Source organism: Micromonospora noduli (assembly GCF_003264365.1).
Classification (GTDB): Bacteria; Actinomycetota; Actinomycetes; order Mycobacteriales; family Micromonosporaceae; genus Micromonospora; species Micromonospora noduli.
Genome location: NZ_PYAK01000002.1, coordinates 145,814 through 172,615, shown reverse-complemented (window position 1 = coordinate 172,615; position 26,802 = coordinate 145,814). Strand labels below are relative to the sequence as shown.

23 protein-coding genes are annotated in these 26,802 nt (G+C 71.3%); 17 read left to right on the top strand and 6 right to left on the bottom strand.

Features of this window, described 5'->3' with window-relative positions:
- The first annotated feature begins 58 nt into the window (after positions 1 to 58).
- The 3 genes from GUI43_RS02270 (at position 59) to GUI43_RS02260 (ending at position 3,323) form a co-directional block, all read left to right on the top strand.
- Entirely contained in the window at positions 59 to 673 is a 615-nt protein-coding gene (locus tag GUI43_RS02270) for a dihydrofolate reductase family protein (protein WP_112584446.1), read from the top strand.
- Between the two features lie 203 nt (positions 674 to 876).
- Positions 877 to 1,770, top strand: coding sequence for an SGNH/GDSL hydrolase family protein (locus GUI43_RS02265; protein ID WP_112697824.1), 894 nt, complete (start codon positions 877 to 879; stop codon positions 1,768 to 1,770).
- 191 nt (positions 1,771 to 1,961) lie between these two features.
- Entirely contained in the window at positions 1,962 to 3,323 is a 1,362-nt protein-coding gene (locus GUI43_RS02260) for a serine/threonine-protein kinase (RefSeq protein WP_249037625.1), read from the top strand.
- Positions 3,324 to 3,576: 253 nt separating this feature from the next.
- On the opposite strand, the gene GUI43_RS02255 is transcribed toward GUI43_RS02260, so the two are convergent.
- From GUI43_RS02255 to GUI43_RS02245, 3 genes are all read right to left on the bottom strand, one after another.
- The gene (locus GUI43_RS02255) at positions 3,577 to 4,602 is read right to left on the bottom strand and encodes a glycoside hydrolase family 11 protein (RefSeq protein WP_112584449.1); all 1,026 of its coding nucleotides are present in this window, start codon (positions 4,600 to 4,602) and stop codon (positions 3,577 to 3,579) included.
- Positions 4,603 to 5,033: 431 nt separating this feature from the next.
- Complete coding sequence (locus tag GUI43_RS02250; protein ID WP_091406960.1) at positions 5,034 to 6,179, bottom strand: RNA polymerase sigma factor; 1,146 nt, start codon at positions 6,177 to 6,179, stop codon at positions 5,034 to 5,036.
- Between the two features lie 8 nt (positions 6,180 to 6,187).
- Positions 6,188 to 6,595 carry a YciI family protein gene (locus GUI43_RS02245; RefSeq protein ID WP_112602605.1) on the bottom strand — a complete coding sequence of 136 codons (408 nt, stop codon included), beginning with the start codon at positions 6,593 to 6,595 and terminating at the stop codon, positions 6,188 to 6,190.
- Positions 6,596 to 6,793: 198 nt separating this feature from the next.
- Here GUI43_RS02245 and GUI43_RS02240 point away from each other — a divergent pair, with 198 nt between their 5' ends.
- The 7 genes from GUI43_RS02240 (at position 6,794) to GUI43_RS02210 (ending at position 16,206) form a co-directional block, all read left to right on the top strand.
- Positions 6,794 to 7,249, top strand: coding sequence for a Fur family transcriptional regulator (locus GUI43_RS02240; RefSeq protein WP_279616384.1), 456 nt, complete (start codon positions 6,794 to 6,796; stop codon positions 7,247 to 7,249).
- Complete coding sequence (katG, locus tag GUI43_RS02235) at positions 7,246 to 9,522, top strand: catalase/peroxidase HPI (RefSeq protein ID WP_112697821.1); 2,277 nt, start codon at positions 7,246 to 7,248, stop codon at positions 9,520 to 9,522. Before GUI43_RS02240 ends, katG begins: the two co-directional genes overlap by 4 nt.
- Before the next feature lie 246 nt (positions 9,523 to 9,768).
- A complete protein-coding gene (locus GUI43_RS02230; RefSeq protein ID WP_112697819.1) occupies positions 9,769 to 11,061 on the top strand; it encodes a glycosyltransferase family 4 protein in 1,293 nt (430 codons plus the stop codon).
- Between the two features lie 180 nt (positions 11,062 to 11,241).
- Positions 11,242 to 12,699: an O-antigen ligase family protein gene (locus tag GUI43_RS02225; protein ID WP_112697817.1), complete on the top strand. Its 1,458-nt coding sequence runs from the start codon at positions 11,242 to 11,244 to the stop codon at positions 12,697 to 12,699.
- Between the two features lie 24 nt (positions 12,700 to 12,723).
- Positions 12,724 to 13,737, top strand: a complete 1,014-nt coding sequence (locus tag GUI43_RS02220; protein WP_112584457.1) for a Wzz/FepE/Etk N-terminal domain-containing protein — start codon at positions 12,724 to 12,726, stop codon at positions 13,735 to 13,737.
- A 22-nt stretch (positions 13,738 to 13,759) separates the two neighbouring features.
- The gene (locus GUI43_RS02215) at positions 13,760 to 15,358 is read left to right on the top strand and encodes an oligosaccharide flippase family protein (protein ID WP_112697815.1); all 1,599 of its coding nucleotides are present in this window, start codon (positions 13,760 to 13,762) and stop codon (positions 15,356 to 15,358) included.
- Entirely contained in the window at positions 15,355 to 16,206 is an 852-nt protein-coding gene (locus GUI43_RS02210; RefSeq protein WP_170158652.1) for a sulfotransferase family protein, read from the top strand. Before GUI43_RS02215 ends, GUI43_RS02210 begins: the two co-directional genes overlap by 4 nt.
- Positions 16,207 to 16,347: 141 nt before the next feature.
- Here the strand turns inward: GUI43_RS02210 and GUI43_RS02205 are convergent, their stop codons facing one another.
- Genes GUI43_RS02205 through GUI43_RS33670 form a run of 3 tightly spaced genes read right to left on the bottom strand, consistent with a single transcriptional unit; the run spans position 16,348 to position 19,560 of the window.
- Positions 16,348 to 17,829, bottom strand: a complete 1,482-nt coding sequence (locus GUI43_RS02205) for a hypothetical protein (RefSeq protein WP_112697811.1) — start codon at positions 17,827 to 17,829, stop codon at positions 16,348 to 16,350.
- Positions 17,826 to 18,605: a sulfotransferase family protein gene (locus GUI43_RS02200; RefSeq protein ID WP_170158651.1), complete on the bottom strand. Its 780-nt coding sequence runs from the start codon at positions 18,603 to 18,605 to the stop codon at positions 17,826 to 17,828. The genes GUI43_RS02205 and GUI43_RS02200 overlap by 4 nt, the downstream gene beginning before the upstream one ends.
- Positions 18,598 to 19,560 (bottom strand): sulfotransferase family protein, encoded by a 963-nt coding sequence (locus GUI43_RS33670; protein WP_170158650.1) that lies wholly within the window; start codon positions 19,558 to 19,560, stop codon positions 18,598 to 18,600. Before GUI43_RS33670 ends, GUI43_RS02200 begins: the two co-directional genes overlap by 8 nt.
- Positions 19,561 to 19,818: 258 nt before the next feature.
- Between GUI43_RS33670 and GUI43_RS33665 the strand changes: the two genes are divergently transcribed.
- The 7 genes from GUI43_RS33665 to GUI43_RS02160 all read left to right on the top strand — a co-directional run bounded on the left by GUI43_RS33665 (position 19,819) and on the right by GUI43_RS02160 (position 26,473).
- On the top strand, positions 19,819 to 21,102 hold the full coding sequence (locus tag GUI43_RS33665) for a glycosyltransferase (protein ID WP_170158649.1): 1,284 nt from the start codon (positions 19,819 to 19,821) through the stop codon (positions 21,100 to 21,102).
- On the top strand, positions 21,099 to 22,118 hold the full coding sequence (locus GUI43_RS02185; RefSeq protein ID WP_112697803.1) for a sulfotransferase: 1,020 nt from the start codon (positions 21,099 to 21,101) through the stop codon (positions 22,116 to 22,118). The genes GUI43_RS33665 and GUI43_RS02185 overlap by 4 nt, the downstream gene beginning before the upstream one ends.
- 3 nt (positions 22,119 to 22,121) lie before the next feature.
- Positions 22,122 to 23,033: a sulfotransferase family protein gene (locus GUI43_RS02180; protein WP_112584465.1), complete on the top strand. Its 912-nt coding sequence runs from the start codon at positions 22,122 to 22,124 to the stop codon at positions 23,031 to 23,033.
- Positions 23,034 to 23,119: 86 nt separating this feature from the next.
- A complete protein-coding gene (locus tag GUI43_RS02175; protein WP_112697801.1) occupies positions 23,120 to 23,797 on the top strand; it encodes a hypothetical protein in 678 nt (225 codons plus the stop codon).
- 176 nt (positions 23,798 to 23,973) lie between these two features.
- Positions 23,974 to 24,792 (top strand): basic amino acid ABC transporter substrate-binding protein, encoded by an 819-nt coding sequence (locus GUI43_RS02170; protein WP_112584467.1) that lies wholly within the window; start codon positions 23,974 to 23,976, stop codon positions 24,790 to 24,792.
- A gap of 77 nt (positions 24,793 to 24,869) precedes the next feature.
- Entirely contained in the window at positions 24,870 to 25,664 is a 795-nt protein-coding gene (locus GUI43_RS02165; protein ID WP_091406922.1) for an amino acid ABC transporter permease, read from the top strand.
- Between the two features lie 5 nt (positions 25,665 to 25,669).
- On the top strand, positions 25,670 to 26,473 hold the full coding sequence (locus tag GUI43_RS02160; protein WP_112584534.1) for an amino acid ABC transporter ATP-binding protein: 804 nt from the start codon (positions 25,670 to 25,672) through the stop codon (positions 26,471 to 26,473).
- Positions 26,474 to 26,802 lie beyond the last annotated feature (329 nt).

Below are 26,802 nucleotides of genomic sequence, written 5' to 3'. Positions count from 1 at the left end.
TTTGGGACGATGCGCCGGTCGACCTACCGACATCACCCGACTCGAAGGGATCCCCGCGATGGCAAAGGTCATCTCCACGCTGTTCATCTCGGCCGACGGTGTGGCCGAGATCGACCCTGACTGGCACTTCCCGTACTTCGACGAGAACATGGGCCGCGCCGTCACCGAGGACTATGACGCCGCCGATGTGCTGCTCATCGGCCGCGAGACGTACGACAGCTTCGCCGGGGCGTGGCCCGGCCGGGAGGCCGCGGGTGGGGACGACGCGCCGTTCGCCAAGCAACTCGGCGACATGCGCAAGGTCGTCGTCTCACGCCAGCCGCTGGAGTTCTCCTGGCGCAACTCCGAGCTGATCAACGGTGGCCTCCTCGACGCTGTCACCGCGCTCAAGGCCGATGCCGGCGTCCGGGGAATCCTCATCCCCGGGTCGATCTCAGTGGTGCAGCAACTGCTCGCCGCCGGCCTGGTCGACGAGCTGCGTCTGCTGGTGCATCCGGTGGCCGCGCGCAAGGGCCGCAAGCTGTTCGACGAGGGCGACGCCGCGTACCACCTGCGACTGCTGGCTTCGGAAGCGTTCCCGACCGGCGTCCTCCGGGTGATCTACGCGCCGGGCACGGCACCGACTCCGGTCGGCTATGAGGAAATCAAGGACCAGGTGCCAGCCGGAAACTAGTGGGCGTTTCGGGGACGGCCGCCGCGCCGGCCGCTCCCGGGTCCGGGTCACCGGTGCCCGGTGGTACGCCTCGCTGGATTGACCGACACCGATTCATCCCACACTCCGGACCGGCATTTAGTGAGGTTCATCGATATTGACGGCGGGCGTCGACGGCGACAGGATCTCGGGCACCACCACCCTGATCCCTCCTGGGAGGCGCCATGACCCGTCCCCGCCTGCCCCGCCTGTGGGCAGCCACCCGGTTGGCCGCACTCGCGCTGGCCACCGCCGGCGTGCTGCTCACCGTCGCCACCCCCGCCAGCGCCGCCGTGCCCACCGGCCGTTACGTCGCGCTGGGCGACTCGTACACAGCAGGTCCGCTGATCCCCACCCAGGTCGACCTCAACTGTCTGCGGTCCAACCGTAACTACCCGTCGCTGGTGGCGGCGTCCGCCGGCTCGTCGTCGTTCGCCGACGTGAGCTGCTCCGGCGCCACCACGGAGGACATCCTCTACGGCGGTAGTGGCCAACTGGGCATCACGTTGCCGCCGCAGCTCAACGCGGTCACGTCGAACACGTCGCTGGTGACGGTGCAGATCGGCGGCAACGACATCGGCTTCTCCGGCATCATCGGCGACTGCGCGGAGGCGAGCGTCAGCAGCCCGCTCGGATCTCCGTGCAAGAACCGGTACACCGCCGGAGGTGTCGACCAGTTGCAGGCACGGATCGTCGCCGCCACGCCGAAGGTCACCGCCGTGCTCCAGGCGGTCCGGCAGGCCGCACCGGGCGCGCGGGTCGTGGTGCTCGGCTACCCGGCGATCCTGCCGGACAGCGGTTACGGCTGCTGGCCGGTCGTTCCGATCGCCTACCAGGACGTGCCGTACCTGCGTGGCGTCGAGAAGTCGCTCAACGCGATGCTGGCCAGCGTCGCGAGCGCCAACGGCGCCACCTACGCCGATGTCTACACCCCGTCGATCGGCCGCGACGCATGCAAGGGCAGCGGCACCCGGTGGGTCGAGGGTCTGGTGCCGCAGAACTCGGCCGCGCCGTTCCACCCCAACGCCCGAGGTGAGCAGGGCATGGCCACCGCCCTGATTGGCAGGCTGAACAGCTGACCGAGCCGTAAACGGCCGAGCCCGCCCCGCCGGCAGCGGCGGGGCGGGTCACTCCTGCGGTGCGCCGCGCGGCGGTGCCCAGACTCGCTGTGCTTGAGATCGAGGAGTCCGGGGTACCGAAAGCTATGCCGAATGTGGGGCAAGTCGTCGGAGACCGTTACCGCCTGGTCGAAAGCATCGCCAGCGGCGGAATGGGTGACGTGTGGCGGGCGGTCGACGAAACCCTCGACCGCTGCGTGGCGGTCAAGATGCTGCAACCTCGGTTGGCTACCGACGGCGGCTTCGGTGAGCGGTTCCGGCGCGAGGCGCGGGCCATGGCAGCTCTGCGTCACCCAGGTGTAGCCCAGGTCTACGACTACGGTGAGGTGTCCCAGTCCGGAGCGCCGGTCCTCGCCTACATCGTGATGGAATGCGTGCAGGGGCAGCCCTTGTCGGAGCGGATCGCCGAGGTCGGCCGGCTGGACGTGGCCGAGACGATGTCGATCGCCGCGCAGGCCGCCCGTGCCCTGCAGGCCGCGCATGACGCCGGTGTCGTCCACCGTGACGTCAAACCCAGCAATCTGATCATCGAGCCGGACGGACACGTCGTACTCGTCGATTTCGGTGTCGCGGTGACGCGGGAAGCGACGAGCCTGACCGCAGCGAACCAGATCGTCGGCACCGCCCTGTACATGGCACCCGAGCAGGTTGCGAAGAACGAGACCACACCGGCGATCGACATCTACGCGCTGGGGGCTGTCGTCTACCACTGCCTCGCCGGGCGGCCGCCGCACCAGGGCGAGAATGCCGTCGCGGTGGCGCTGCGGCATCTCGAAGAGGAACCGTCGCCACTGCCCGAGGACGTTCCGGCCGAGGTCCGGCGTGTGGTCGCCACCGCGATGGCCAAAGAGCCCGCAGACCGCTTTCCGACGGCAGCGGCCATGGCCGGGGCGGCGCAGGCACTCGCGGCCCCGTCCGACCACCTGCTGTCCACCGCGACCGGGGCGACCGAGATCGGGGTGCGGACCGAGGTCACGGATGCCCGGCGGTCGGCCCCCGGTGGCACGGTGAGCCGGGCCGTCACTCCTGGGCCCAGAGCGCTCGCGGTGCTTCTCGGATCGTTGGCCGCCGCGGCTGCCGTCCTGGTTCTCGCCGATCCCATCGGGATCATGCCCGGCCCGGCCGGGCGCCCGTCGACGCCTCCCGCGGTGCCGCCCGCGGTGTCGCCAACGGTGCCGTCGCAGCGGGAACCGGGCCCCGGCGTCGGCGGCGGTGAACCAGCCACCCGCAGTTCTGCGGGCCTGCCGGTCCGAGCGCCCGGCTCCCCGACCCCGACGCCCACCCGGGCCGAGGGGACGGTGGATCCGTCGACGCCGTCCGGTGGAAGCACTACGGATGCGCCCGGTCCCACCGCGTCCGAGAGCGCTCCTGCGGAGCCGACGGAAGCCCCGACGGGTGGAACGACAGTGGCGCCGACCTCGGGGACGACGGAGGACCCCGCGGCGGACCCAACCTCGGACCCGTCGGCGGAGGAACCGTCGGCCGGAGGCGAGACCGCGCTGCCGCGGGCGTAGCGGACGGCGGCGAAGACCACGGTCCTGTGACTGGACCGTGCCGCAAGATCCGCCTTTGCTCTGCACCCGCGCAAGCGCCATCCAGCTGTAGGCCGGTGGTGCCTCGGCGGGTGCAGAGCAAAGGGCACGTCGAGCGGGGTCGGCCCGTGGCCGCCATGGACGCCGAGGCGGACGGGGGTTGCCTGCGCAACGCAGACTGGCGTGGCGACCGAGGCCGCCACGCCAGTGGTGCGATGTCAGGAACTGATCGGCGTCAACTGGTGCGACAGCTGATCGTCGGCCAGTTCCAGTTGCCGTTGGCCATGATCGTTACGCCGAAGTTGTTGCCGTTGCCGTTCGGCGTCGCGGTGACGGTGCCGCTGTTGCCGTTGACGGCGGCGTTCCAGCTGTTCTGAATGCTCTGACCGCCACCGAGGCCGAGGCTGACGACCCAGTTGTTGGTGCCGCTGACCGCGACGTTGAGGTTGAACCGGTCACCCCACTGCTGGCCGGCGGAGATCGTCGCGTTGCAGTTTCCGGTCCCCGGGTTGCCGGTGGGGGGCGGGGTGGTCGGGTTGCCGCCGCCGCTGCCCTCCCGGACGGTGATGTCGGAGCTTCCGCTGCTCTGGTAACCCTCGGTGGCCATGACCTGGTAGCTGTGGTTGGTGCCGAGGTTCAGGCCGGCCCGGGCCCAGGCGTCGAAGTGGTTGGCGGTGGTGATGGTGCCGCTCGAGCGCTTCTGCTGGCGGACGCTCCAGAACTGGTAGAACGTCTGGTTGCCGTCGATCGACGGGGCGTTGACCCGCTGGCTGCGGAGGATGTCGTAGGTGCCGCCGTCAGTGGTGACCGTGCCCATCCGGGTGGCGCCGCTGCTCGGGTTGTAGCTGCCGAAGTTCTCCACCACGTAGTACTCGATGAGCGGGTTGCGCGTCCATCCGTACAGGGCGAGGTAGGTGTTGTTGTTACCCGGGTTGTAGCTGCCCGAGTAGGTGACCGTCCGACGGTTGCCGGTGGCCCAGCCCTTGCCGCCGACCCAGTTGTTGGTGCTCCTGTCCCAACTGCTGGTGTATCGGCCGTCGGCGCGCAGCGTCATGCTGGCGTTGCCGCTGTCCTTCCAGAACGAGAAGTAGTACCCGTTGTGCGTGCCGGTGAGGTTCGACGTGAGGGTCCGGTCGGCCTCGGCGTACGCGTTGGTGGCCGTCATCGTGCCGGCGACGGCCACGACGGCGGCGCATGCGGCGCCCAGGAGCAACCGCATGCGGCCGCGGCCTCTCGGTTTGGTGTGGCTGGTGTCGGTCATGGAACTGTTGCCTCCTCTGACGGCTGGCGGGGGCCAGCGGCGCGGTACGCCTCGGCAGGCTGCCGGTGGTCGGGTAACGGCCACGGCGTCGTACCGCTCGGTGGTGGTGGGCCGGTCGTCCTGCACGACGACCGGAGAAGTGGGTCGTGGTGGCTGGTGCTGACGACAATCGAGCGCCGTCGATGGCGACCGTATTAACCCAGCCGTCGACTTGTCAACAATTTCCGGAAACGGCGTGGCAACACCGCCGTCATCGCCGGAGCGGCATCCATCCAGGTCAGTAGTCGATCAGAGTCCAGGGCGGTCACCGCGGCGTCGCAACAGCCGAACACCGGTCAGGCTGAGGGCTGCCGGAAGTTCCGGAGACTTTCCGGACCAGGTGGCCTGGCCGTGGCCAGTGGCACGGGCAGACGCTCCCGTTGCTCGAGCGGTCAGCGACGCCGCAGGGCGTTGAGCCGGGCGGCCTGGCGGGTCAGATGGTCGCGTTCGGCGAGGTTGGGGGCCTGCTGGGCGGCCTCGGCGTACAGCCGCGCCGCCGTTGCCGGATCGCCGTCGCGCTCGTGCAGGTACGCCGCCACGGCCGTGTACCGGGGCAGCGCGTCGTCCACCGCCGCGAGCGCCGTCAGGCCGGCCCGGGGGCCGTCGGCCTCACCGACCGCCACCGCGCGGTTGAGTCGGACGACCGGGTTCGCGGTCAGGCGCGCGAGTTCGTCGTACCACTCCACGATCTGCACCCAGTCGGTCTCCGCGGCGGTCGGCGCGTCCGCGTGCAGCGCCGCGATGGCCGCCTGGGCCTGGAACTCGCCCAGTTGGTCGCGGGCCAGGGCCGCCTGCAGGATCTCGACGCCCTCGGCGATCGACCGGGTGTCCCAGCGGCTGCGGTCCTGCTCGGCGAGTGGCACCAGGCTGCCGTCGGGCGCGGTCCGGGCGGCGCGCCGGGCGTGGTGCAACAGCATGAGGGCGAGCAGCCCCGCCACCTCGGGGTGGTCGATCGCGGCCGCGAGCTGCCGGGTGAGCCGGATGGCCTCGGCGGCGAGGTCCACGTCACCGGAGTAGCCCTCGTTGAAGACCAGGTAGAGGACGCGCAGCACGGTGGCGACGTCACCGGGTCGGTCGAAGCGCAGCCCGGAGACGGTGCGCTTGGCCCTGCTGATGCGCTGCGCCATGGTCGCCTCGGGCACCAGGTAGGCGTGGGCGATCTGCCGGGTGGTCAGCCCGCCGACGGCGCGCAGCGTGAGCGCGACCGCGGACGAGGGCGTCAGCGACGGGTGGGCGCACAGGAAGTAGAGCTGGAGCGTGTCGTCCACCGTGGGAGCGGGCCCTGGCGCCGGCTCCTCGTCGACGAGATCCTCGCGCCGACGGCGAGCGGCGTCGGCCCGCGCCGCGTCGAGGAACCGTCGCCACGCCACAGTGGTGAGCCAGCCCTTCGGGTCGCGCGGCGGGTCGGCCGGCCAGACCCGGACCGCCTCGACAAGGGCGTCCTGCACGGCGTCCTCGGCCGCCGCGAAGTCGATTCCGCGGCGGACGAGGATCCCGAGGACGCTCGGCGTGAGGCTGCGCAGCAGCGTCTCGTCCATCGGGGCCGTCACTCCGTGATGGTGGGGGGCTCGCTCAGGAACGGGCGCAGCTCCAGCCACTCGTGGATCGGCTTCCCGCCCGCCCCGGGAGCGGCCGACAGCTCCCCGGCCAGCTCGACGGCCCGGTCGTAACTGTCGACGTCGATCACCATCCAACCGGCGATGAGATCCTTGGTCTCGGCGAAGGGACCGTCGGTGACCGGCGGGCGGCCCTCGCCGTCGTACCGGACGAACGTCCCCTCGGGGGCGAGTGCCTGACCGTCGACGAACTCTCCGGTGCCCTCGAGTCGGGCCGCGAAGTCGCGCATGTACTGCATGTGGGCCGAGATCTCCGCCGGGGTCCACTGGTCCATCGGCACGTCGTTGACCGCGGCCGGGCCGCCCCGGTAGTGCTTGAGCAGCAGGTACTTCGCCATCGTGATGCTCCTCGGTGCTGGCTGTGACCCATCGTGGTCACGTTCACTCCGGGGACGAAGCCGGTCGGCACTTCTCGACATGGCTGTCCGATTTTTTTCCTCCCGCAGGTTAACCTCGGGTGAATCGTCCGCCGTCGGGGCACCACGGGCGGCGCAAAACTTGATTCATTCCAAAATAGTGAGCTAGTGTTCGTACCCGTGATGTCCGACTTCGAGGCGCAGCTGCGGGCCGTCTCGTTGCGCGTGACCCGGCCCCGGTTGGCGGTGCTCGCGGCGCTACGTGACCACCCGCACGCCGGCACCGACGCGGTGATCGCGCTGGTCCGCGCGGATCACCCCACGGTCTCCCACCAGGCCGTGTACGACGTGCTGCGCGTGCTCACCGACGCCGGCCTGGTGCGGCGCATCCAACCGGCCGGGGCGACCGCCCGCTACGAGTCCCGGGTCGCGGACAACCACCACCATGTCGTGTGCCGCTCCTGCGGCGCCATCGCCGACGTCGACTGCGCCGTCGGTCACGCCCCCTGTCTCACCGCCTCGGGCGACCACGGTTTCGTGGTCGACGAGGCGGAGGTCGTCTACTGGGGCAGCTGCCCCGACTGCGCGACCGAACGCACGCCCCAGAGATCCGCAAGCTCGGAAGGAAGTACATGAGCGACACCCAGGACAACGGCCCCGTCAGTGCGCAGGGCGTGGACCAGAAGGCAGCTGCAGGCTGCCCGGTCGCGCACGACTCAGTGACCGCGCACGGCAGCGAGAGCGAGAACCCGGCGATCGACTCGCCGACCCCGAAGACCGGCGGTCGTCCCCGCACCAACCGGGACTGGTGGCCCAACCAGCTCGACCTGTCGGTGCTGCACGCCCACTCGTCCAAGGGCAACCCGCTGGGCGAGAACTTCAGCTACGCCAGGGAGTTCGCGAAGCTCGACGTCGAGGCCCTCAAGCGCGACATCGTCGAGGTGCTCACCACCTCGCAGGACTGGTGGCCGGCCGACTTCGGCCACTACGGCGGCCTCATGATCCGGATGAGCTGGCACTCCGCCGGCACGTACCGCATCGAGGACGGCCGCGGCGGCGCCGGCGACGGCGGTCAGCGTTTCGCTCCGCTGAACAGCTGGCCGGACAACGCCAACCTGGACAAGGCCCGCCGGCTGCTCTGGCCGGTCAAGCAGAAGTACGGCCAGAAGATCTCCTGGGCCGACCTGATCGTGCTCGCCGGCAACGTCTCCCTGGAGTCGATGGGCTTCAAGACCTTCGGCTTCGGCTTCGGTCGCGAGGACGTGTGGGAGCCCGAGGAGATCTTCTGGGGTCCCGAGGACACCTGGCTGGGCGACGAGCGCTACGCCTCCGAGAAGGAGATGGCGGCCGGCGTCGGCTCGACCGAGATGGGGCTCATCTACGTCAACCCGGAGGGCCCGCGCGGTAACGCGGACCCGGCCGCGGCGGCGCACTTCATCCGCGAGACCTTCGGCCGGATGGCGATGAACGACGAGGAGACCGTCGCCCTCATCGCCGGTGGTCACACCTTCGGTAAGACCCACGGTGCCGGCGTCGCCGACAACCACGTGGGTCCGGAGCCCGAGGGCGCCCCGCTGGAGGCGCAGGGCCTGGGTTGGCTGAGCACCCACGGCAGCGGAAAGGGCGCCGACACGATCACCAGTGGTCTCGAGGTGACGTGGACCGACGTGCCGACGCAGTGGAGCAACCGCTTCTTCGAGATCCTCTTCGGCTACGAGTGGGAGCTCACCACCAGCCCCGGCGGTGCGAAGCAGTGGGTCGCCAAGGACGCCGAGGCGATCATTCCGGATCCCTTCGACCCGGCGAAGAAGCACCGGCCGACGATGCTCACGACCGACCTGTCGCTGCGTGTCGACCCGGCGTACGAGAAGATCTCCCGCCGCTTCCTGGAGAACCCCGACGAGTTCGCGCTGGCCTTCGCCAAGGCGTGGTACAAGCTGCTGCACCGCGACATGGGCCCGATCGAGCGCTTCCTCGGGCCGTGGGTGGCCGAGCCGCAGCTCTGGCAGGACCCGGTGCCGGCCGTCGACCACGAGCTGGTGGGCGACGCCGACATCGCCGCCCTCAAGGCGAAGGTCCTGGAGTCCGGTCTCACGGTCGACCAGCTGGTCTCCACCGCCTGGGCCTCTGCCGCGAGCTTCCGGCACACCGACAAGCGCGGCGGTGCCAACGGGGCGCGGATTCGCCTCGAGCCGCAGCGCAGCTGGGAGGTCAACCAGCCCGAGCAGCTGGCCACCGTCCTCGCCACCCTTGAGGGCATCCAGCAGGAGTTCAACTCCGCTGGCGGGGCGACCATCTCGCTCGCCGACCTGATCGTGCTGGCCGGTTCGGCCGCCGTCGAGAAGGCGGCGCGGGACGCCGGCGTCGAGGTGACAGTGCCGTTCCGGGCGGGCCGCACCGACGCGACCCAGGAGCAGACCGACACCGATTCCTTCCGGGTCCTCGAGCCGCGCGCCGACGGTTTCCGCAACTACCTGCGCGCCGGCGAGAAGACCCAGCCGGAGGTGCTGCTCGTCGACCGTGCCTACATGCTCAACCTGACCGCGCCCGAGATGACCGTCCTCATCGGCGGTCTGCGCTCCCTCGGCGCCAACGTCGGCGGCAGCCAGCACGGTGTGCTCACCGACCGGCCGGGCGTGCTCACCAACGACTTCTTCGCCAACCTGCTCTCCCCGGGCACCCGGTGGAGCGCGTCGAAGTCCGACGAGCACGTGTACGAGATCCGCGACCTTGCCACCGATGAGGTGAAGTGGACCGCCACCGCGGTCGACCTCATCTTCGGGTCCAACTCGCAGCTGCGCGCCCTCGCCGAGGTCTACGCCAGCCAGGACGCCCGTGACAAGTTCGTGGCGGACTTCGTGGCCGCCTGGACCAAGGTCATGGAGCTCGACCGGTTCGATCTCGCCTGACAGGTACCACCGACGAGCCCCGGCCGATCCGCACGTGATCGACCGGGGCTCGTCGCCCTTTGCGTGCCGTTCGACGCGGGACCAGCGCCGTCCACCTTGATGTCACCCCCGGTGCCATTCCCTTCGCGACGAATCCCATGGATGATTTTCCTGTCTCATTGATCAGCTGGCGGACGGGCCCATCCATGGCAAGGTGTTGACCCTGCCCGGGCGGCGGGCGCGGACCTAGTCACGCAGGGAGTCAACGTGGCCCATCCCGACCTGCAGGCCGAGGACGTGGACCAGCACGCCGCAAGCCCTGCGATACCCCGGCAGCGGGTGGTCCCCGCCCGGCGGTCCCGAGCGGGCGTCGCCGACAGCGCCGTCGCCTGGCGACCGCTGCGGATCGCGATGATCGGCCAGAAGGGGATGCCGGCGACCTACGGTGGGATTGAACGGCACGTGGAGGAGATGGCCAGCCGGCTCGCGAGCTACGGCCACGAGGTCACCGTCTACTGCCGTCGGAGCTACGGCGAGACACCCGCCGACGGCTACCGGGGCGTACGGCTGCGTCAGACCCACACGATCGCGAGCAAGCACCTCGACGCCATCGTGCACGCGGCGACCTCGACCATGGCGGCGATGGCCGCGCGGCCCGACATCGTGCACTACCACGGGCTCGGGCCGGCCCTGGTCGCCCCACTTCCGCGTGCCCTGTCCCGGGCGCGCGTGGTGTTGACCGTGCACGGGCTGGACAACCAGCGGGGCAAGTGGGGGCTCGCAGCGCGGGCGGTGCTGGGCAGCGCCCACTGGTTCAGCGGGTACGTCCCGCACCAGCGGGTGGCGGTCTCCCAGGGGCTCGCCGCCCACTACTCCGACCGGTTCGGCCGTCCCACGACCTACATCCCGAACGGCGTGAATCCGGCCCGGCCGACGCGGACCCGCCAGATCCAGGAACGGTTCGGGCTGACCCCCGGCGGCTACCTGCTGCTGGTCGGTCGGCTGGTGCCGGAAAAGGCGGCCGACCTGCTGATCCGGGCCTTCCGTCGAACCGAGACCCCGATGCGCCTGGCGATCGTCGGCGGGTCGTCGTTCACCGACGACTTCGTGGACCGGCTGCGCCGGGAAGCCGGCTCCGACGACCGGATCGTCTTCACCGGGTTCGCCTACGGCGACCTGCTCGCCGAGCTGTACGCCGGTGCCGCCGCCTTCGTTCAACCGTCCCGGTTGGAGGGACTGCCGTTGACGTTGCTGGAGGCGGCCGCGTACGGGCTGCCGGTGGTCGCCAGCGACATCGCGCCGCACGTCGAGGTACTCAAGTCCGACACCGCCGGCGGGCGGTTGTTCCGCGACGGCGACGAGGACGACCTGGTCCGGGCGTTGACGTCGCTGCTCGCCGATCTGCCGGCTGAACGGGCCGGTGCGGTTGCGCTGGGAGAGCGGATCACCAACCGGTACAGCTGGGACACCGCCGCCCGCGAGTTGGAGCAGCTCTATCTCCGGCTGGCTCCGGAGCCGGGCCGACGGGCCCGGGCACGACCCACGGGGGCCGCCGACTGACCGGCCGGCGTCAGGCGGGGGAGTGTCGGATCAGCTTCCCGGGGGACGGAGCAGTCGGTGCAACGGCCCCTTCTGCCGTCGAGGCGACAGGACTAGATTGAACCGATCTTGTGCCGGGAGGACATCGGTTGGCCGCGCCCGGCAGCGGCCGGGCAGCGCCGATTCAGTTCAGTGGGATCAGTGGAACAACACACGCAGCAGGTCACTCCGCTCATGACCAGGCGGCTCGACCCGACCCGCCTGCTCACCGGCGGAGCGGCGCTGGCCGCCGCGGTCGTGGCGGTGGTCGCGGGCGTCTCCATGGCGGCCGGTGATCGCAGGGGCATGGTGCTGCCGCTCGCGGCGGTCGCGGGGATCGCGGTGGCCGTCCTCGCGCTGACCCGGTTCGCCGGGTACGTGCTGCTGATGCTCGCGGTGCGCTCCTGCGTCGACCTGTTCAAGCTGACCGGCCCGAGCGCCGGCCAGGCCGACTCCGCCGGAACGGCCCGGGCGGTGGACCCCTCCACTCTGCTCGCGGTGCTGTTCCTCCTCGCCGCAGGGCTCTGGCTGGCCGCACAGCTCAGCCGGCACGGGCGGTTGCGCGGCTCCCCGCTCAGCTGGGCCATGCTGCTCGTCGGCGCCAGCAGCGTGGTCAGCGCCCTCGGTGCCAGCCGGCCGGCGAACAGCCTGTTGGAGGCGCTGCGGATCCTCACCGTGGTGGTGATGTTCGTGGTGCTGGAACAGCTCATGCCGGACACCGCGGCGATCCGCCGGGTCCTGCTCGCCTGCTACGCCTCGCTGGTGCTGGCGCTGGGCTACACCGTCGTGCTGTCGTTGCTCGGCAACCCGCCAGCCGAGGTTAAGGGCGACTTCACCCGGATCAGCGGCACGTTCAGCCAGTCGACCACGTTCGGCCGCTACCTGATGTTCATGGTGATCTTCGGGTTCGCGGTGTACCGCTTCCTGGATCGTCGCCTGCGGGCGTCCCTCGGGGTGCTGCTCGCGCTCTCGCTGCTGTTCCTGCTGCTCACCAACACCCGCAGCGCCCTGCTCGGCGCGGCGATCGGCCTGGTGGTGGTCGCCGCGCTGCACCGCAGCAAGCGGATGCTGGTCACCCTCTGCGTGGTGGCGGTCGCCGGGGTGGCCCTGGTGCCCGCCGTCGGCGAACGCTTCGCCCAACTCGGTACGTCGCGCGCGGTCGGCGGAGACCCGACCGGAAACACCCTGGCCTGGCGGATCGGCTACTGGACCGAGATCGTCACGCTCGCCGACCGGAACCCGGTGACCGGCATCGGGCCGAACATGACCCAGCGTGAGACCGACGAGGCGAAGAAGCCGCACAACGACTTCCTGCGGGCGTACGTGGAGACCGGGCTGCTCGGTCTCGGGGCGTACCTGCTGATGCTGTTCGCCTTTCTGCACACCGCCCGGACCGCGCTGCGGCGCGCGCCTCCGGGCAGTTTGGAGCGTGGCGTCGCCGTCGGGTTCACCGGCTGCGCCGCCGCGTTCGTGGCGGTCAGCGCCGCCTCCAACGTCATCTCCAACGTGGTCACCCTCTGGTACTTCGTCGCGTTCGCTGCGGCGGCCAGCGTGATCGCCCGCCAACCGGCTCCGAACCTGACCGGCGAGCAGCCACGAGGCACGTCCGTCCCGGTTTGACTGAACGACAGCATTGGGGAAAAAGTGGAGATCGTCGACTACCTGCGAGTCGCCCGGCGGCGCCTCTGGGTACTCGTGGGCGTGCCGGTGCTCGCCACCGGCGCCGCGGCCGCCATCGTCCTGTTCGCGCCACAGCAGTTCAGCGGGACCGCGTACGTGGCGGCGCCGGCGCTGGTGGGCGGCGCGGCCGGGACGCAGTACACCGGTACGCAGGCGGCGAACCAGTTCGTCGCGGCGTTCGGCGCGGCGGTCACCTCGCCCCGCGTCCTCGCCGACGTGGCCGCTGACACCGGGGTGCCGCCGGAGCGGTTGCGTGACGGGCTCGCCATCACCCAGGTCGGCGCGAGCAGCCAGTTGGAGGTGACGTACACCGCCGGCGACCGGGCGACTGTCGCGCCGGTGCTGACCGCGACCACCACCCGGGCGCTGGCCTTCCTCTTCTCCTCCCAGGTCGGCATCGCCACCGGCGAGGTCGAGGCGGCCAACGCCGACGTCACCGCGGCGACCAAGGCGATCGGTGAGTGGGAGAAGACGAACAAGGTCTCCCAGCCGGACCGGATCTACCAGGCCACGCTGGGCGAGCTGACCAGCCTGCGCCAGCAGCAGCTCTCCATGCAGGCGGTCGGCAACAGCCGGGGTGTCGACGCGGCGACCGCCGCGATCACCGCCGCCCAGAAGAAGCTCGACGAGCTGGGACCGAAGCTCCCCGACTACCAGGCCCTGCTCGCCCAGCGGGACGCGGCGACCAACGCCCTGTCCCAGGCGCGGGAAGGGTTGCAGGCGGCGCGGGCGCAGGCCCAGGCTGCCGATCCGAAGCAGGTGACCAGCATCGGCGAGGCGCACGAGGTGAGCCGGATGACGGAGCTGGTGCGCACCGCCCTGCCGGTGGGCGGTGCCGGTCTGCTGCTCGGGGTGCTGCTGGTGGGCGTACTCGAACTGCTCTCCCGGGGTCGTACCGCCGCCCGGCCGGTGGCCCCGGCGGCGACCACCGCGGCCCCCTCGGCGCCGGCGGAGACCGTGACCGCGGCACGGTCGTGACCGTCGGGAAACGGGCCGCCGGGTGCGCGAGGTGACCGGCCGGTCGTCGGCCGCGCCGGAGGCCGGCGACCAGCAGGTACGCGGCATGGCCCGCGGCGGTGTGCTGAACCTGGGCAGCGCCGTGCTCAGCCAGGTGGCGCTCTTCCTGGTCATGCTGTTGCTGGCCCGGGTCCTGGGTGTACGCGAACTCGGCCGGTACGCCCAGGTCTACGCCGTGCTGTCGCTGCTGGGGCTGCTCTCGCTCTCCGGTTTCCGGGCCGGGCTGACCCGGTTCGTGGCGGTGCACCTCGCCGACGACGAGCCGGCCGCCCTCCGGGGCGCGATCCGCCTCGGGATCGGCATCTCGGCCGTGGCGTCCACAGTGATCGCCCTCGGTCTGGCGATCGGCGCACCGTGGCTCGCCGACGCCCTGCACGACCCGCAGCTCACCACCGGGCTGCGGTTGGCGGCGCTCTGCCTGCCCGCCGCCACCGTCTGCGAGGCCGCGCTCGCGGCCACCCGGGGATGGCGCACGCAACGGGCCTACGCGCTCATCGGCCAGGTCTACGAGCCGGGCGCCCGGCTGGTGCTCACCGCGCTGGCGCTCGCCCTCGGAGCGGGCCTGACCGGCGCGTTCTGGGCGCTGGTGGTGGCGAGCTGGAGCGCGGCCGGGTTCGCTCTCGTGGCGCTGGCGCGGTTGGTGCGCCGGGTGCCCGCCGCCCGGCCCGCGTACCGGCCGGGCGAGCTGTTCCGGTTCTCCACAGTCAGCTGGGTCTCCTCGCTGTCGTCCACCGGGCTGATCTGGGTGGACGCGTTGCTGCTCGGCTTCTTCGACTACGGTCCCGACGCGATCGGCGTCTACCACGTGGCGACCCGGTTGGTCACGATCGCGGTGTTCGTGCTGGCACCGGTGAACGCCTCGTTCGGTCCGCACCTGGCGCACCTCTACCACCAGGGTCGACTGGACGAGGTCCGCCGGATCTACCGGGTCGCCACCGGTTGGGTGCTCCGGCTGTCGTTGCCGGCCTTCGTGGCGTTGCTGGTCTTCCCGGAGCAGTTGCTGCGGTTGGTCGGCGGGCCGGGTCTGGCCGGTGGTGCGGCGGTGACGGTGGTGCTGGCGCTCGGCCAGCTCGTCAACGCCGCCACCGGGCCATGCGGGACGCTGCTGAACATGTCCGGCCGGGTCTCGGTCAACATGGTGGACAACCTCGCGGCCCTGCTGCTCAACGTCCTGCTCAACCTCTGGCTCATCCCGGCGTACGGCATTCTCGGCGCGGCGGTGGCCTGGGCGGTGTCGTTGGCGGCGGTGAACGTCGCCCGGGTCTGGCAGGTGCGCGCGCAGGTGCACACCGTGCCGGTGACGGCGGGCATGGTCAAGGGCCTGGTCGCCGCGCTGGTCGCGATGGGCGTCGGCTTCGGTGTGCGGTGGTTGGTCGGGGGCGGGACCGGGCAGCTTGTGGTCGGTCTGGCCGCGATCGTGGCGGCGTACCTCGCCGTGGTGCTCGCCCTCGGGCTCAGTCGGGAGGACGTCATGGTGTTGCGCTCGGTGACCCGCCGAGGTGGTCGACGTGCCCCGGCCGACCCCGCCGGCCCCGCCGACGGTGCCGGTGTGGGCGCCGGCCGCCCCGTGGTCCGCTCGTGACCGGCGTCGCGCGGCGTCAGGTCACCGACCGGCTGCGTCGGGGGGTACGCGCGGCGCGGGCCTGGGGACGCGCGGCCCGGCCGGGAGAGCCCGGCCCGCTGCCCGACTTCCTGGTGATCGGTGGGCAGCGCTGCGGCACCACGTCGCTGTACCACCATCTCGCCGCGCATCCCCAGGTCCGGGTGGCCAGCGGCAAGGAGTTGCAGTACTTCAGCGTCCACCATGGTCGGGGGGTGCGGTGGTACCGGGGGCACTTCCCGCGCCTCGCCCCGGGTGAGCGCACGTTCGAGGCGAGCCCCTACTACCTGTTCCATCCGAGCGTGCCGGCCCGGGTCGCGGCGACCCTGCCGCAGGCCCGCTTCGTCGTCCTGCTGCGCGATCCGGTGCAGCGGGCGTACTCGCACTACCTGCACACCCGCTCCTACGGCTTGGAGCCGCTGTCCTTCGCCGACGCGCTCGACGCGGAGGAGGAGCGGCTGGCCCGGGCAACGCGCGGTGGCCCGGACAGCGCCGCCGCGCACCGGGCGTTGCGTAATTATTCGTACGCGGCCCGGGGTCGCTACGCCGAGCAGCTGGACCGGTGGTTCGCGCAGGTCCCGCGGGAGCGGATCCACGTCGCCCGGACCGAAGACCTGCACACCGACCCGGCCGGCACGTACGGCGACATGCTGCGCTTCCTCGGCCTGCCGCCCTTCACCCCCGAGGCGTTCACCCGGCACACCCGTCGCGTCGACCACGGCGTCTCGCAGCTGACCCCGGCCCTGCGGGACCGGCTGGGCGAGTACTTCGCGCCGCACAACGCCCGCCTGACCGCGCTGCTCAACTGGCCCGACCCCTGGCCCGGCTAGGGCACGGCGGTCACCGTCGGTCACCGCCGCCGAGGCGGACGCGGCAATGAGCGGTATACCTCAGAGGCATATTTATACCTCTGAGGTATACCGCTACTCGGCACATCGACATGCGGGCCAGCGAGCGCAAGCTGGAGGTCGCTAGCGGACGGCGGCGAGGATCCGGTCCACCGGCTGGTCGGCGCGGAGCAGGACGGGGACGTCGGTCACTGTGGTGCCGCCGCCGGCCGCGCCGAGCGGGGAACCCACCGCCCCGGTCCGTCCGCCCGGTGTCGCCGGCACGCTCACCGGCGTGTTCGTCGCCGACCAGAGCACCAGCGTGCTCGACCCGCCCCGGACGAACGCGATTCCGTGCAGCCTGCCGGCCACCGGGGCGGGCAGCGGGGTGACGGTGGCGTCCCGGGCCGCGTCGGCCAGGGCGGCCAGCATCCGGCCGGCGTCCCGTTCGGCGCCGTCCGGGTCGAGCAGGCCGTAGCGGACCTCGCTGCCGGCGGCGTTGTTCGGGTTGTACGCCAACGGCAGCCAACTGATCTCGCCGACCCCGCCGGCGACCAGCAGAGTGACCGTCTTGACCATCTCCGCCGCCCGGCTGGCCGGGTCACCGTCGCCGTCGCGCCAGAACTGCCCGACCTCCCACGCCTGGATCGGCACACCCGGCGGTGTGGTGGCGCGCAGGTAGTCCAGCAGCGGGGCCACCCCGCTGAAGTGCTCGTAGAAGTGCACCTGACGGACGTCGACGGTGCGGTCGGTCAGCAGCGACTCGGTCACCGCCAGGAAGCGCAGGCTGCGGCTGTTGGTCTCGGTGGCGAGCGCCCGGCGCAGCAGCGCCTCCCCGGTCACCGCCGGGATCTGCTGCCCCCGGGTGCCGACCCGGCGTTGGAAGTACGCCTGGTAGGCGGCGATGGCCTCGGGCACCCGACCGGCGCGTACCAGCCGGTCGGCGACACCCATGCCGTACGCGACGCTGCTGATGCCGGAGTCGACCACCCGCGCCTTCGGGTCGGTCGCGCGGATCGTCTCGGCGGCGGCGCGGACCAGCCGCGCGTACTCCTCGGGACTGCCGGCCCAGTAGCTCGGCGCGTTGACCTCGTTCTCGATGGCGTACTCCCGCACCCCGTACGGGCCGTAGCGCTGCACCACCGAGCGGACGAACCGCTGGTACGCGCCGAGGTCGGTGGGCATCGCCGACTCGGTCTTGTTCGCCGCGCCCCGGGTGTAGCGGGCGGTGCCACCGGTCGCCCAGCACACGCCGGTGCGGATCTTCAGGTGCAGTGTGATGCCCAGCTCCCGGCTGCGCGAGGCGATCTCGTCAAGCCCTGCCCAGTCGGCCTGCCCCGAGGTCCGTTCGATCTCGCACCAGGAGATCTCCTCGTACGTCGCCGAACCGGCGAGCCGGCGCAGGTACGGCTCGAACTGCTTGTACCGCGACCAGTCCCAGTGCGCGCCGAACGGGTTGCTCACCTGGTCGGCGGTGCGCCCCGGCGTGCCGGCTCCGGGCGCCGCCGTCGCGGAGGGGGTGGCCGCTGGCGGCGGATCGTCGTCGCCAGCGGTGCAGCCGGCGGTGAGTAGAAGCGTGGCGGCGACGGCGGTGGCGACCGCGCGCAGCCGGCCGGGGCGGGTCACCGGTAGCCCAGCGCGCGCAGGGTCGGACCGGAGAAGACCCAGACCAGCAGGCGGAGGAACGGGTCGAGTTCGCGGCGGTAGCTGCCCACCCGGGAGCCGTAGATCGGCGCGGTGTCGCCCACGGCTGCGCGTCGTCGCTCCGCCTCGGTGGTGTACTTCTGGGCCACGTCGTGCTGCTTGCTGTCGTAGTCGAGGATGCCGTCCTCCCAGGGCTCGCCGAGGAACTCGAAGAGGCCCCGCATCGCCTTCTCCGGCTCGCTGACCGCCTGCTCGTACCGCAGCTCGTAGTAGCGGTCCGCCGGCAGGGTGGCGCCGAACGCCCGCGCGGCGCGGATGTAGCGCGGCCACTTCACCACGCACTTCACCGCCGACCAGTAGCCGAACCGTTTGCGGTGTGAGACCACCACGTCGCGTCCGTCCCGGATGAGGTGCACGATCTGGGCGTCCGGGAAGACCTCGGTGACGAAGTCGAGCGACATCGCGTACAGCGGGGTCTTGTCGGCCCACCGGGTCTTGCCCCGCGCGGCGGCGTAGTCGGCGTGCACGCCGCCGAAGAAGTCCCGGATCCGGCGCAGCCAGTCCTCACGCGGAAAACCGAAGCGGGCCAGGCGTTCCCAGTCCCGGCCGACGATCCGTCGCAGGTCCGGCAGGAACCGGGTCTCCGGGCCGCAGCTGATCCGCGAGTGCGAGTCCAGGACGAGGCGCACCATAGTGGTGCCCGACCGCTGGCAGCCGACCAGGAAGATCGGCGCGGTACGGGTTCCGGTGTCAGCCACTGTCGACCGCCTTCGTCGTCTCGAATCGGGCATCGGCCGCGGCGCGGTCGAGCCGGTCGGTCAGCTCGTCGCAGCGGGCCCGGACGCCCGGGTCGATCGGTAGCCGACGGTGGCCCGCCGCGCCGTGCGACGCGCGTGGGGCGATGTGCGCGTGCAGCCGGGAATGGTAGGGGAAGTCGAGGAAGGCGCAGAGCCGTCGGAGCTGCGCGGCGGGCTGCGCGACCAGGCTGTCGTAGCGGCAGAGCAGCACGTCGGCCCGCCGGTCCAGGCCGAGCTGGAAGAACAGCGAGTTGCGGACGTACCAGAACAGCGCCGCGCCGCTGTGCGGATCCAAACTCCGCGGGTCGTGGGCCCTGACCAGCTCGACCGTGTCGGCGTCGAGGCGTTGCCCCTGCCACCGGCGGCCGATGCTGCCGTCGGCGATCGCGCTCAGGGCCCGCAGGTTCGCGTCACCGAACTTGGCGACCTCGGAGCGGGCCCGGTCGTCGACGTCGCGGTAGACCCAGAGCGCGCGCCCCGGCGTCACCCCCGGCAGGGCCAGCAACTCGTCCACGCGGTGGCTCTCGCAGAGCGGCTTGACCAGGACGTACGCGTGCCGGCTGCGGTGGAGGGTGGCGGTCAGCACCGGATCCGGGCGCAGTTGGAAGCGGTGGAAGAGGGTGCTGTCGTTCTCGTTGCGGACCTCGACCTCGGGGGCGGCGTCCAGGCCCCGGACCAGCATGTTCGTGCCGGAGCGTTGCAGACCGACCAGGTAGACGGGCATCGCCGAGCCGGGCGTCCGGCCGTGCCGCCGTCGCCAGCGTCGCTTCGCCAGGGCGGTGCCGATCCGCTCGACCGGGTTGAGGCGGTCCTCCTCGATCAGCCGTCCGATCCCCTCGGTACGCGCCCAGCGCAGATGCCGCCGGACCCGCCGCGCGGTGTACGCGAGCGCGGAGACCTCGTCGTCGGCTGCCACGGTCCTCCTCGTCGGACACCGGCCCGGCCCCGCACCAGAGCGGGTGCGACCGGCGGCAGCCAGGCTATCGGGAGATCATGGTGGGAGGCCAGGCCGCGGACCGCACGGGCAGACGAAGATCACCCGTTCAGCCACATGCGAAACGTGAGCTGGACTCGTCGACCTGCCCTGCATACCGTGGGCCCTGGCCGGGGCGGGCAGACCCCGGTCATCACCTCCGGGCCCGGTTCGCCCGATCGATGTGAGCAGGGCGAGTCGATGCGCGTGCTGCATGTGAACAAGTTCCTCTACCGCCGTGGCGGCGCGGAGGGGTATCTGCTCGATCTCGCCGACCTGCAACGGGCTGCCGGCGACACGGTCGCCTACTTCGGCATGAGCCACCCGGAGAACGAGTCGCCCCTGCCGTACGCCGCGCGGTTCCCGTCCGAAGTGGAGTTGGAGCCGGCGCCGAGCGGGGTGCGGCCCCGCGCGGTGGCCGTCGGCCGGATGCTGTGGTCACCGACGAGCCGCCGCGGACTGGCCCACGTGATCGACGATTTTCGGCCGGACGTGCTGCACCTGCACAACATCTACCACCAGCTCTCCCCGTCGGTGCTCGCCGCGGCCCGCGCCGCGGGTGTGCCGTGCGTGCTGACCATGCACGACTACAAGCTCGCCTGCCCGAGCTACCAACTGCTGGACCGGGGCCGCCCCTGTCAGGCGTGCGTCACCGGTGGCCCGTTGCAGGCGGCCCGTCGCCGCTGCAAGGACGGATCGCTGTCGCGCAGTGGCCTGCTCGCCGTCGAGTCCTGGTTGCACCGTCAGCTCGACGCGTACGACCCGGTGCAGCTCTTCGTCAGCCCGAGCGGGTTCCTGGCCGACGTGATGCGCCGCGCGGGTGTCTACCCGGACCGGTTGCGGGTGGTCAACCACTTCGTCGACCTGACCGGCGTCGCGGCCAAGCAGACGCCCGGCGGGGGTGTCGTCTTCGCCGGCCGGCTGGCGCCGGAGAAGGGTGTCGACGTGCTGATCGAGGCGGCCGCCGCGTTGCCGCCCGGAGTCAGCGTGGACATCGCCGGAGACGGCCCGGCCCGCCCGGAGTTGGAGGCGCTCGCCGCGCGGCGGGTGCCCGGCCGGGTCCGGTTCCACGGCCGTCTCGACAAGCCGCGCCTGCACGAGTTGATCCGGTCGGCGGCGGTGGTCGCCGTTCCGTCCCGGTGGCATGAGAACCAACCGATGGCGGTGCTGGAGGCGTTCGCCTGCGGTGTGCCGGTGGTCGCCACCGACCTGGGCGGGCTTCCCGAGCTGATCGAGCCCGAGCTGGATGGCCACGTCGTCGCCGCCGATGCGCCGACGGCCCTCGGCGACGCGCTGAACGACCTCCTGGCCGACCCCGAACAGGCGTACCGGATGGGCCGGGCCGGCCGGGCGAAGATCGCCGCCCAGTTCGCCCCGGACCGGCACCTGGAGCGGATCCGTGGGCTGTACGCGGAGGCCGCCGAGGCGTTGCCGTCGCGCCGGCGGGCCGGCCGGGCCACCACCGGTGGGGGAGCGGCCCGGTGAACCCGGTACGGGTGCTCTACCTCGCCGGCAGTGGTCGCAGCGGCAGCACGCTGGTGACCACGGTCCTGGGACAGTTGCCGGGCTTCTTCGCGGCGGGCGAGCTGCGCTACCTGTGGCGACGCGGCATCCTGGAGAACCGACCCTGCGGCTGCGGCTCCCCGGTCGCCGACTGCCCGCTCTGGGCCCGGGTGCGCGCCGACCTGACCGACGCCGACCCGGCCGGGATCGCCGCCCGGTTGGCCCAGCGGCTGCGGCTGCGCGGGTTACCCGCACTGTTGCGCCGCCAGCGTCGGGGACAGCCGCCGGTCGCGGGCCACCCCGACGACACGCAGCTGGCCCGGCTCTACGCCTCGATCGCCGAGCACGCCCTGGCCGGCCGGTCGGACGGTGTCATCGTCGACTCCTCCAAGCTGCCGCCGTACGGCGCCCTGCTCGGCAGCCTGCCCGGCATCGACCTGTACGTCCTGCACGTGGTGCGCGACCCGCGCGCCACCGCGTACTCCTGGCGGCGTCGACGCCCGCTGGACGGGCGCGCCGACGATGAGCTGATGAGCCGGCCACCGGTCGGCAAGGCCGCGCTGCTCTGGCTGGTCTGGAACACCGCGACCGTACGACTGTGGGGGGACCGCCGCCGTGCGCCCGGCCGCTACCTGCGGGTGCGGTACGAGGACTTCGTGACCGACCCGGCCGGCGCCACCGCCCGGATCGCCCGCTTCGTCGGCGCGACCCCCGACGAGCTTCCGTTCCCGACACCGGCAACGGTGCGGCTCACCCCCACCCACTCGGTGGCCGGCAATCCGTCGCGGCACCGCACCGGGCTGGTCGACGTGGTCGCCGACACCGAGTGGCTGACCGGGCTCCCCACCCGCGCGTACGCCGTGGTGACCGGGCTGACCGCCGTGGCCCTGACCCGGTTCGGCTACCCGTTGCGCCGCCCGACGGTCACCTCTCCCGCCGCCCGCCTCGCCGCGGACCCGGCCGTCTCCCCGTCACCGGCCACCCGGCAGGAAGGCTGAACGATGCTCTCACTGGTGGTGGGCACCGGTCGCTGTGGTTCGACCCTGGTCCAGGAGTTGCTCTCCCGGCATCCCGCGGTCGGCTTCGTCTCCGGCCTGGACGACAAACTGGCCCGGCTCAACCCGAAGGGCAGGTTCAACGGCGCGCTCTACCGGCGTTCGGCGCCGCGCCCGGCGGGGATGACCTCGCTGCGACACAGTCGACGGTTGCTGGAGCGGGGCCGGCTCCGGGTGGCGCCGTCGGAGGCGTACCACCTGCTCGACCGGCAGGTGCTGGCCGGCTTCTCCCGACCGTGTCGGGACCTGGTGGCCGAGGACCTGACCCCGTTCGTGGCCCGGCGGCTGCGGGCCTTCTTCGACGAGCGGATCGCGCGGCAGGGCTGTCAGCAGTTGGTGCAGCACGTCACGGGGTGGCCGCGGACCGGCCTGCTGCACGCCGCGTACCCGGAGCTGCGGGTGGTCAACGTGGTGCGCGACGGCCGGGCGGTGGCCAACTCGTGGCTCCAGATGGGCTGGTGGGACGGCTGGCGCGGGCCGGACAACTGGATCTACGGCCCGCTCCCGTCCGACCTGCGCGAGGAGTGGGCCGAGTCCGGTCGCTCCTTCCAGGTGCTAGCCGCGCTGGGCTGGAAGATGCTGATGGACGCCTTCGCGCAGGCCCGGCTGCGTCACCCGGCCGACCAGTGGCTGGACGTGCGCTACGAGGACCTGGTCGAGCAGCCGCGCGAGCAGGTCGGGCGGATGCTCGACTTCCTCGGCCTGCGGTGGTCGACCGCCTTCGAGAAGGGCTTCTCCCGGTACGACTTCACAGTGGGCCGGGCGGAGGCGTACCGGGACGAACTCAGCCCGGCGCAGCTCACCGCGATCGAACGGGTGCTGGAGAAGCCGCTGGCCGAGTGGGGCTACCCGGTCTAGGGGCGTCTGTCGCCGCCCTCGCTATCGACGGACGTCACGGGGGGCGGCTAATCTTTGGCCCCACACCATCGATGTGAGGAGATGCGATGGCGCGCCGTACCGGCCGACCCTCCTACCAGTTGGACAAGGCCGATGTGCGTCACCGCCGCACACTGCGCTTGGTGGCCGGCGCGTGCGTGATCGCACTGGTCACCGCGTTGCTGGGTGGGCTGATCGGTTACCAGTTGGGCCGCCCGGACGCGACCGAGGCGACCATCGCGAGCATTAAGCAGAACGACGCGAAGCGGGACGCTCAGCAGATCGTGGAGCTGATCGAGACGGCCCGCCGCGTTCGCGACCAGGTCGCCCCGGTGCTGGCCGCCATCAAGACGGAGACGACCGCCGGACGTGCGCCCGACCCGGCGCAGGCGCGCCAGTGGCAGGGTGTCATGCGCCAGGCGGCCGAGCCGTTCGCCGACCCGCCGTCGGGGACCACCGCCACCAACGTGGCGCGCGGAGGTTTGCGCGGAGCGGTCCAGCAGGCGTCGTTGGCCGTCGACGCCTACGCGCTGGCGGCCGGCGTTCCGGCCGCGCAGCGTGCGGCACTGCTGGACGTCACCGCGCGGCAGGCGGCCGAGGCCGCGACGATCTGGTCGGTCGCGGCGACCCAGCTCGACCAGATCAGCGTCGATTCCGGCCAGGGTCACCAGCATGTGTTCCTGGACACAGACCCCCACGAAGGGGCCCTCACCCCGGACGGGGCGGCCGAGGGAACCGGTGGCTGAGGCACCTTGCGGGGCAAGTGTCGGGTTTGCCGGCAGAGGTCGGCGTGCCGGGTCGGCCGAGCGGTCACGGCGTGATCTATGGGCGACCCGCCGGATCGGGTACGGTCGCTTATCGCAATGTCTATGAACCAGATTGGCTTTCCGTGCAATGGAAGCCGAATCGGAGGGACACAGCCGTGAGGTTCCCAAGCGCCGTCCGTCAGGCCGGCCTCGTCGTGGCCGTCGCCGCCCTGGCGTTGACCGCGGGTTGCGCGAAGAAGGACGACAGCGAGGTCCAGGCGAGTGGCGTCAAGCTGGTCGCGGCGGGCAAGCTGACCGTCTGCACCCACCTGCCGTACCCGCCGTTCCAGTCCAAGGACGCCAGCGGCAAGGTGACCGGCCTCGACGTCGATATCATGGACCTGGTCGCCAAGGAGCTCGGCGTCGAGCAGACGATCATCGACACCCCGTTCGAGGGGATCAAGTCCGGCCAGGACCTCAGCACCGGCAAGTGCGACGCGGCCGCCGCCGGCATGACCATCACCGAGGAGCGGCGGAAGGTGGTCGACTTTTCCGATCCCTACTTCGACGCCACCCAGGCGATGCTGGTGAAGACCGGCAAGACGTACAAGTCGCTCGACGACCTCAAGGGCAGGAAGCTCGGCGTCCAGGCGGCCACCACGGGTCGTGACTACGCCAAGAAGCTCGAGGCGGAGAAGGGCCTGAAGCTCGTCGAGTTCGAGGACCTCGCCGCCCTCCAGCAGGCCGTCTCCAACGGCCAGGTCGAGGCCGCCATCAACGACCTGCCGGTCTGGACCGAGTACCTGAAGGAGAACCCGGGCGGGTTCGAGGTGGCCGCCGAGTTCGACACCGGCGAGCAGTACGGCTTCCCCGTCAAGAAGGACACCAACCCCGAGTTGCTCAAGAAGATCAACGAGGTGCTGGCCAAGGCCAAGCAGGACGGCACGTACAACACGATCTACGAGAAGTGGATCGGTAAGCAGCCGAGCGCCTGAGCGCCACGCACTACCGGAGGGCGCGCGTCCCGCGCGCCCTCCGACGTCGGTAACCTCCGGGAAGGCAACGAGCGAACGTGAAGCTGCGACGCCGCCAGCGGGAGCGGCTGTCCCTCGGGCTCCAGTACCTGGTCTTCATCGCCATCATCGCCACGGTGCTCGTCGCCGCGGACTGGGACAGGTTGGCCGACGCCTTCTTCCGCGTCGACATCATCAAGTCGATGTTCCCGACGATCATCACCGTCGCGCTGCGCAACACCATCCTCTACACGCTGGGCGCGTTCGCCTTCGGCCTCGTCTTCGGCACCATCCTGGCGCTGATGCGCCTGTCCCGGGTGGCGCCGTACCGCTGGGTGGCGACGGCGTACATCGAGCTGTTCCGGGGTCTGCCCGCGCTGCTGGTGCTCTTCCTCGTCGGGTACGGCATCCCGATCGCCTTCCCGGAGCGCGAGATTCCGGGCGGGGTGTTCGGTTCGATCGCGATCGGCCTCGGGTTGACCGCCGCGGCGTACATGGCGGAGACGATCCGGGCCGGCATCCAGGCCGTGCCGAAGGGGCAGATGGAGGCGGCGCGGACCCTCGGCATGTCGCACTTCACCGCCATGCGCACGATCGTCATCCCGCAGGCGTTCCGGATCGTGATCCCGCCGCTGACGAACGAGCTCATCCTGCTCACCAAGGACTCGTCGCTGGCCTACGTGCTCGGGGTGACGGCGCAGACGATCGAGATCACCAAGTTCGGTCGGGACATGCTCAACGACCGGGTGAACGCGACCCCGCTGCTGGTGGCCGGCCTCGCCTACCTGGTGATCACCCTGCCGCTGTCGCAGGTGGTACGACGCCTCGAACTCCGCTACGCCAAGGCTCGGTGACCCCGATGACGACCACGCCCTCCCGCCCCGCCGTGGAGATCCGCGACCTGCACAAGTCCTTCGGGCCACTCAAGGTGCTCAAGGGCATCGACTTCGAGGTCGGCCAGGGCGAGGTCGTCTGCGTCATCGGGCCGTCCGGCTCCGGCAAGTCGACCCTGCTGCGCTGCGTCGACCTGCTGGAGGAGCCGACCGCCGGCAAGATCTGGGTGAACGGGGTCGAGATGACCGACCCGGACGTCGAGATCGACGCGGTCCGCCGCGGCATCGGCATGGTGTTCCAGTCGTTCAACCTGTTTCCGCACCTGACCGTCCTGAACAACCTCACCATCGCCCAGCGCCGGGTGCTCCGGCGAGGTCGGGCCGAGGCCGAGCGGATCGCTCGCGCCAACCTGGAGCGCGTCGGGCTGACCGACAAGGCCGACGCCTTCCCGGCGCAGCTCTCCGGTGGGCAGCAGCAGCGGGCGGCGATCGCCCGGTCGCTGTCGATGGAGCCGAAGCTGATGCTCTTCGACGAGCCGACCTCCGCGCTCGATCCGGAGCTCGTCGGCGACGTGCTCACCGTCATGCGCAAGCTGGCTGAGGACGGCATGACGATGATGGTGGTCACCCACGAGATGGCGTTCGCCCGCGACGTCGCCGACCGGGTCGTCTTCATGGATGGTGGCGTCGTGGTCGAGCAGGGGCCGCCGCAGGAGGTGCTGGGCGCGCCGAAGCACGACCGGACCCGCGCGTTCCTCTCCCGGGTCCTCGACCCGACCCACGTCGCGCAGCTCGGTGGGCCCGACCAGTCGCCGGGCGCGCCCGACTAGCCGTTCGTGCGGGGCACAGGTCGGCGTCCGCGGCCAGAGGTAGCGAGCCTCGCAGCGCGCCCCACACAACACCCACGCCACGGCCGAGACGTCGACGTCGGCCTAGCCGCGCCCCCGGCGATGCGTGTCAGCTTCATGTCAATCGACCGACGTCGTGATGTCAAGGTAATCTTCTTGCAATCAGACCTGTACTTTCGTCGATGGATTACATAAGTTGCTGTTATCCATCGAAAGTTCTGAGTCTTCCGAGCAAAGTCCGCGACGAGCCTCACCCTCAGTCGTGCCACCGCCCCCGAGCTCGGCGGTCGATGCACCCTGCCCTCGTCGCG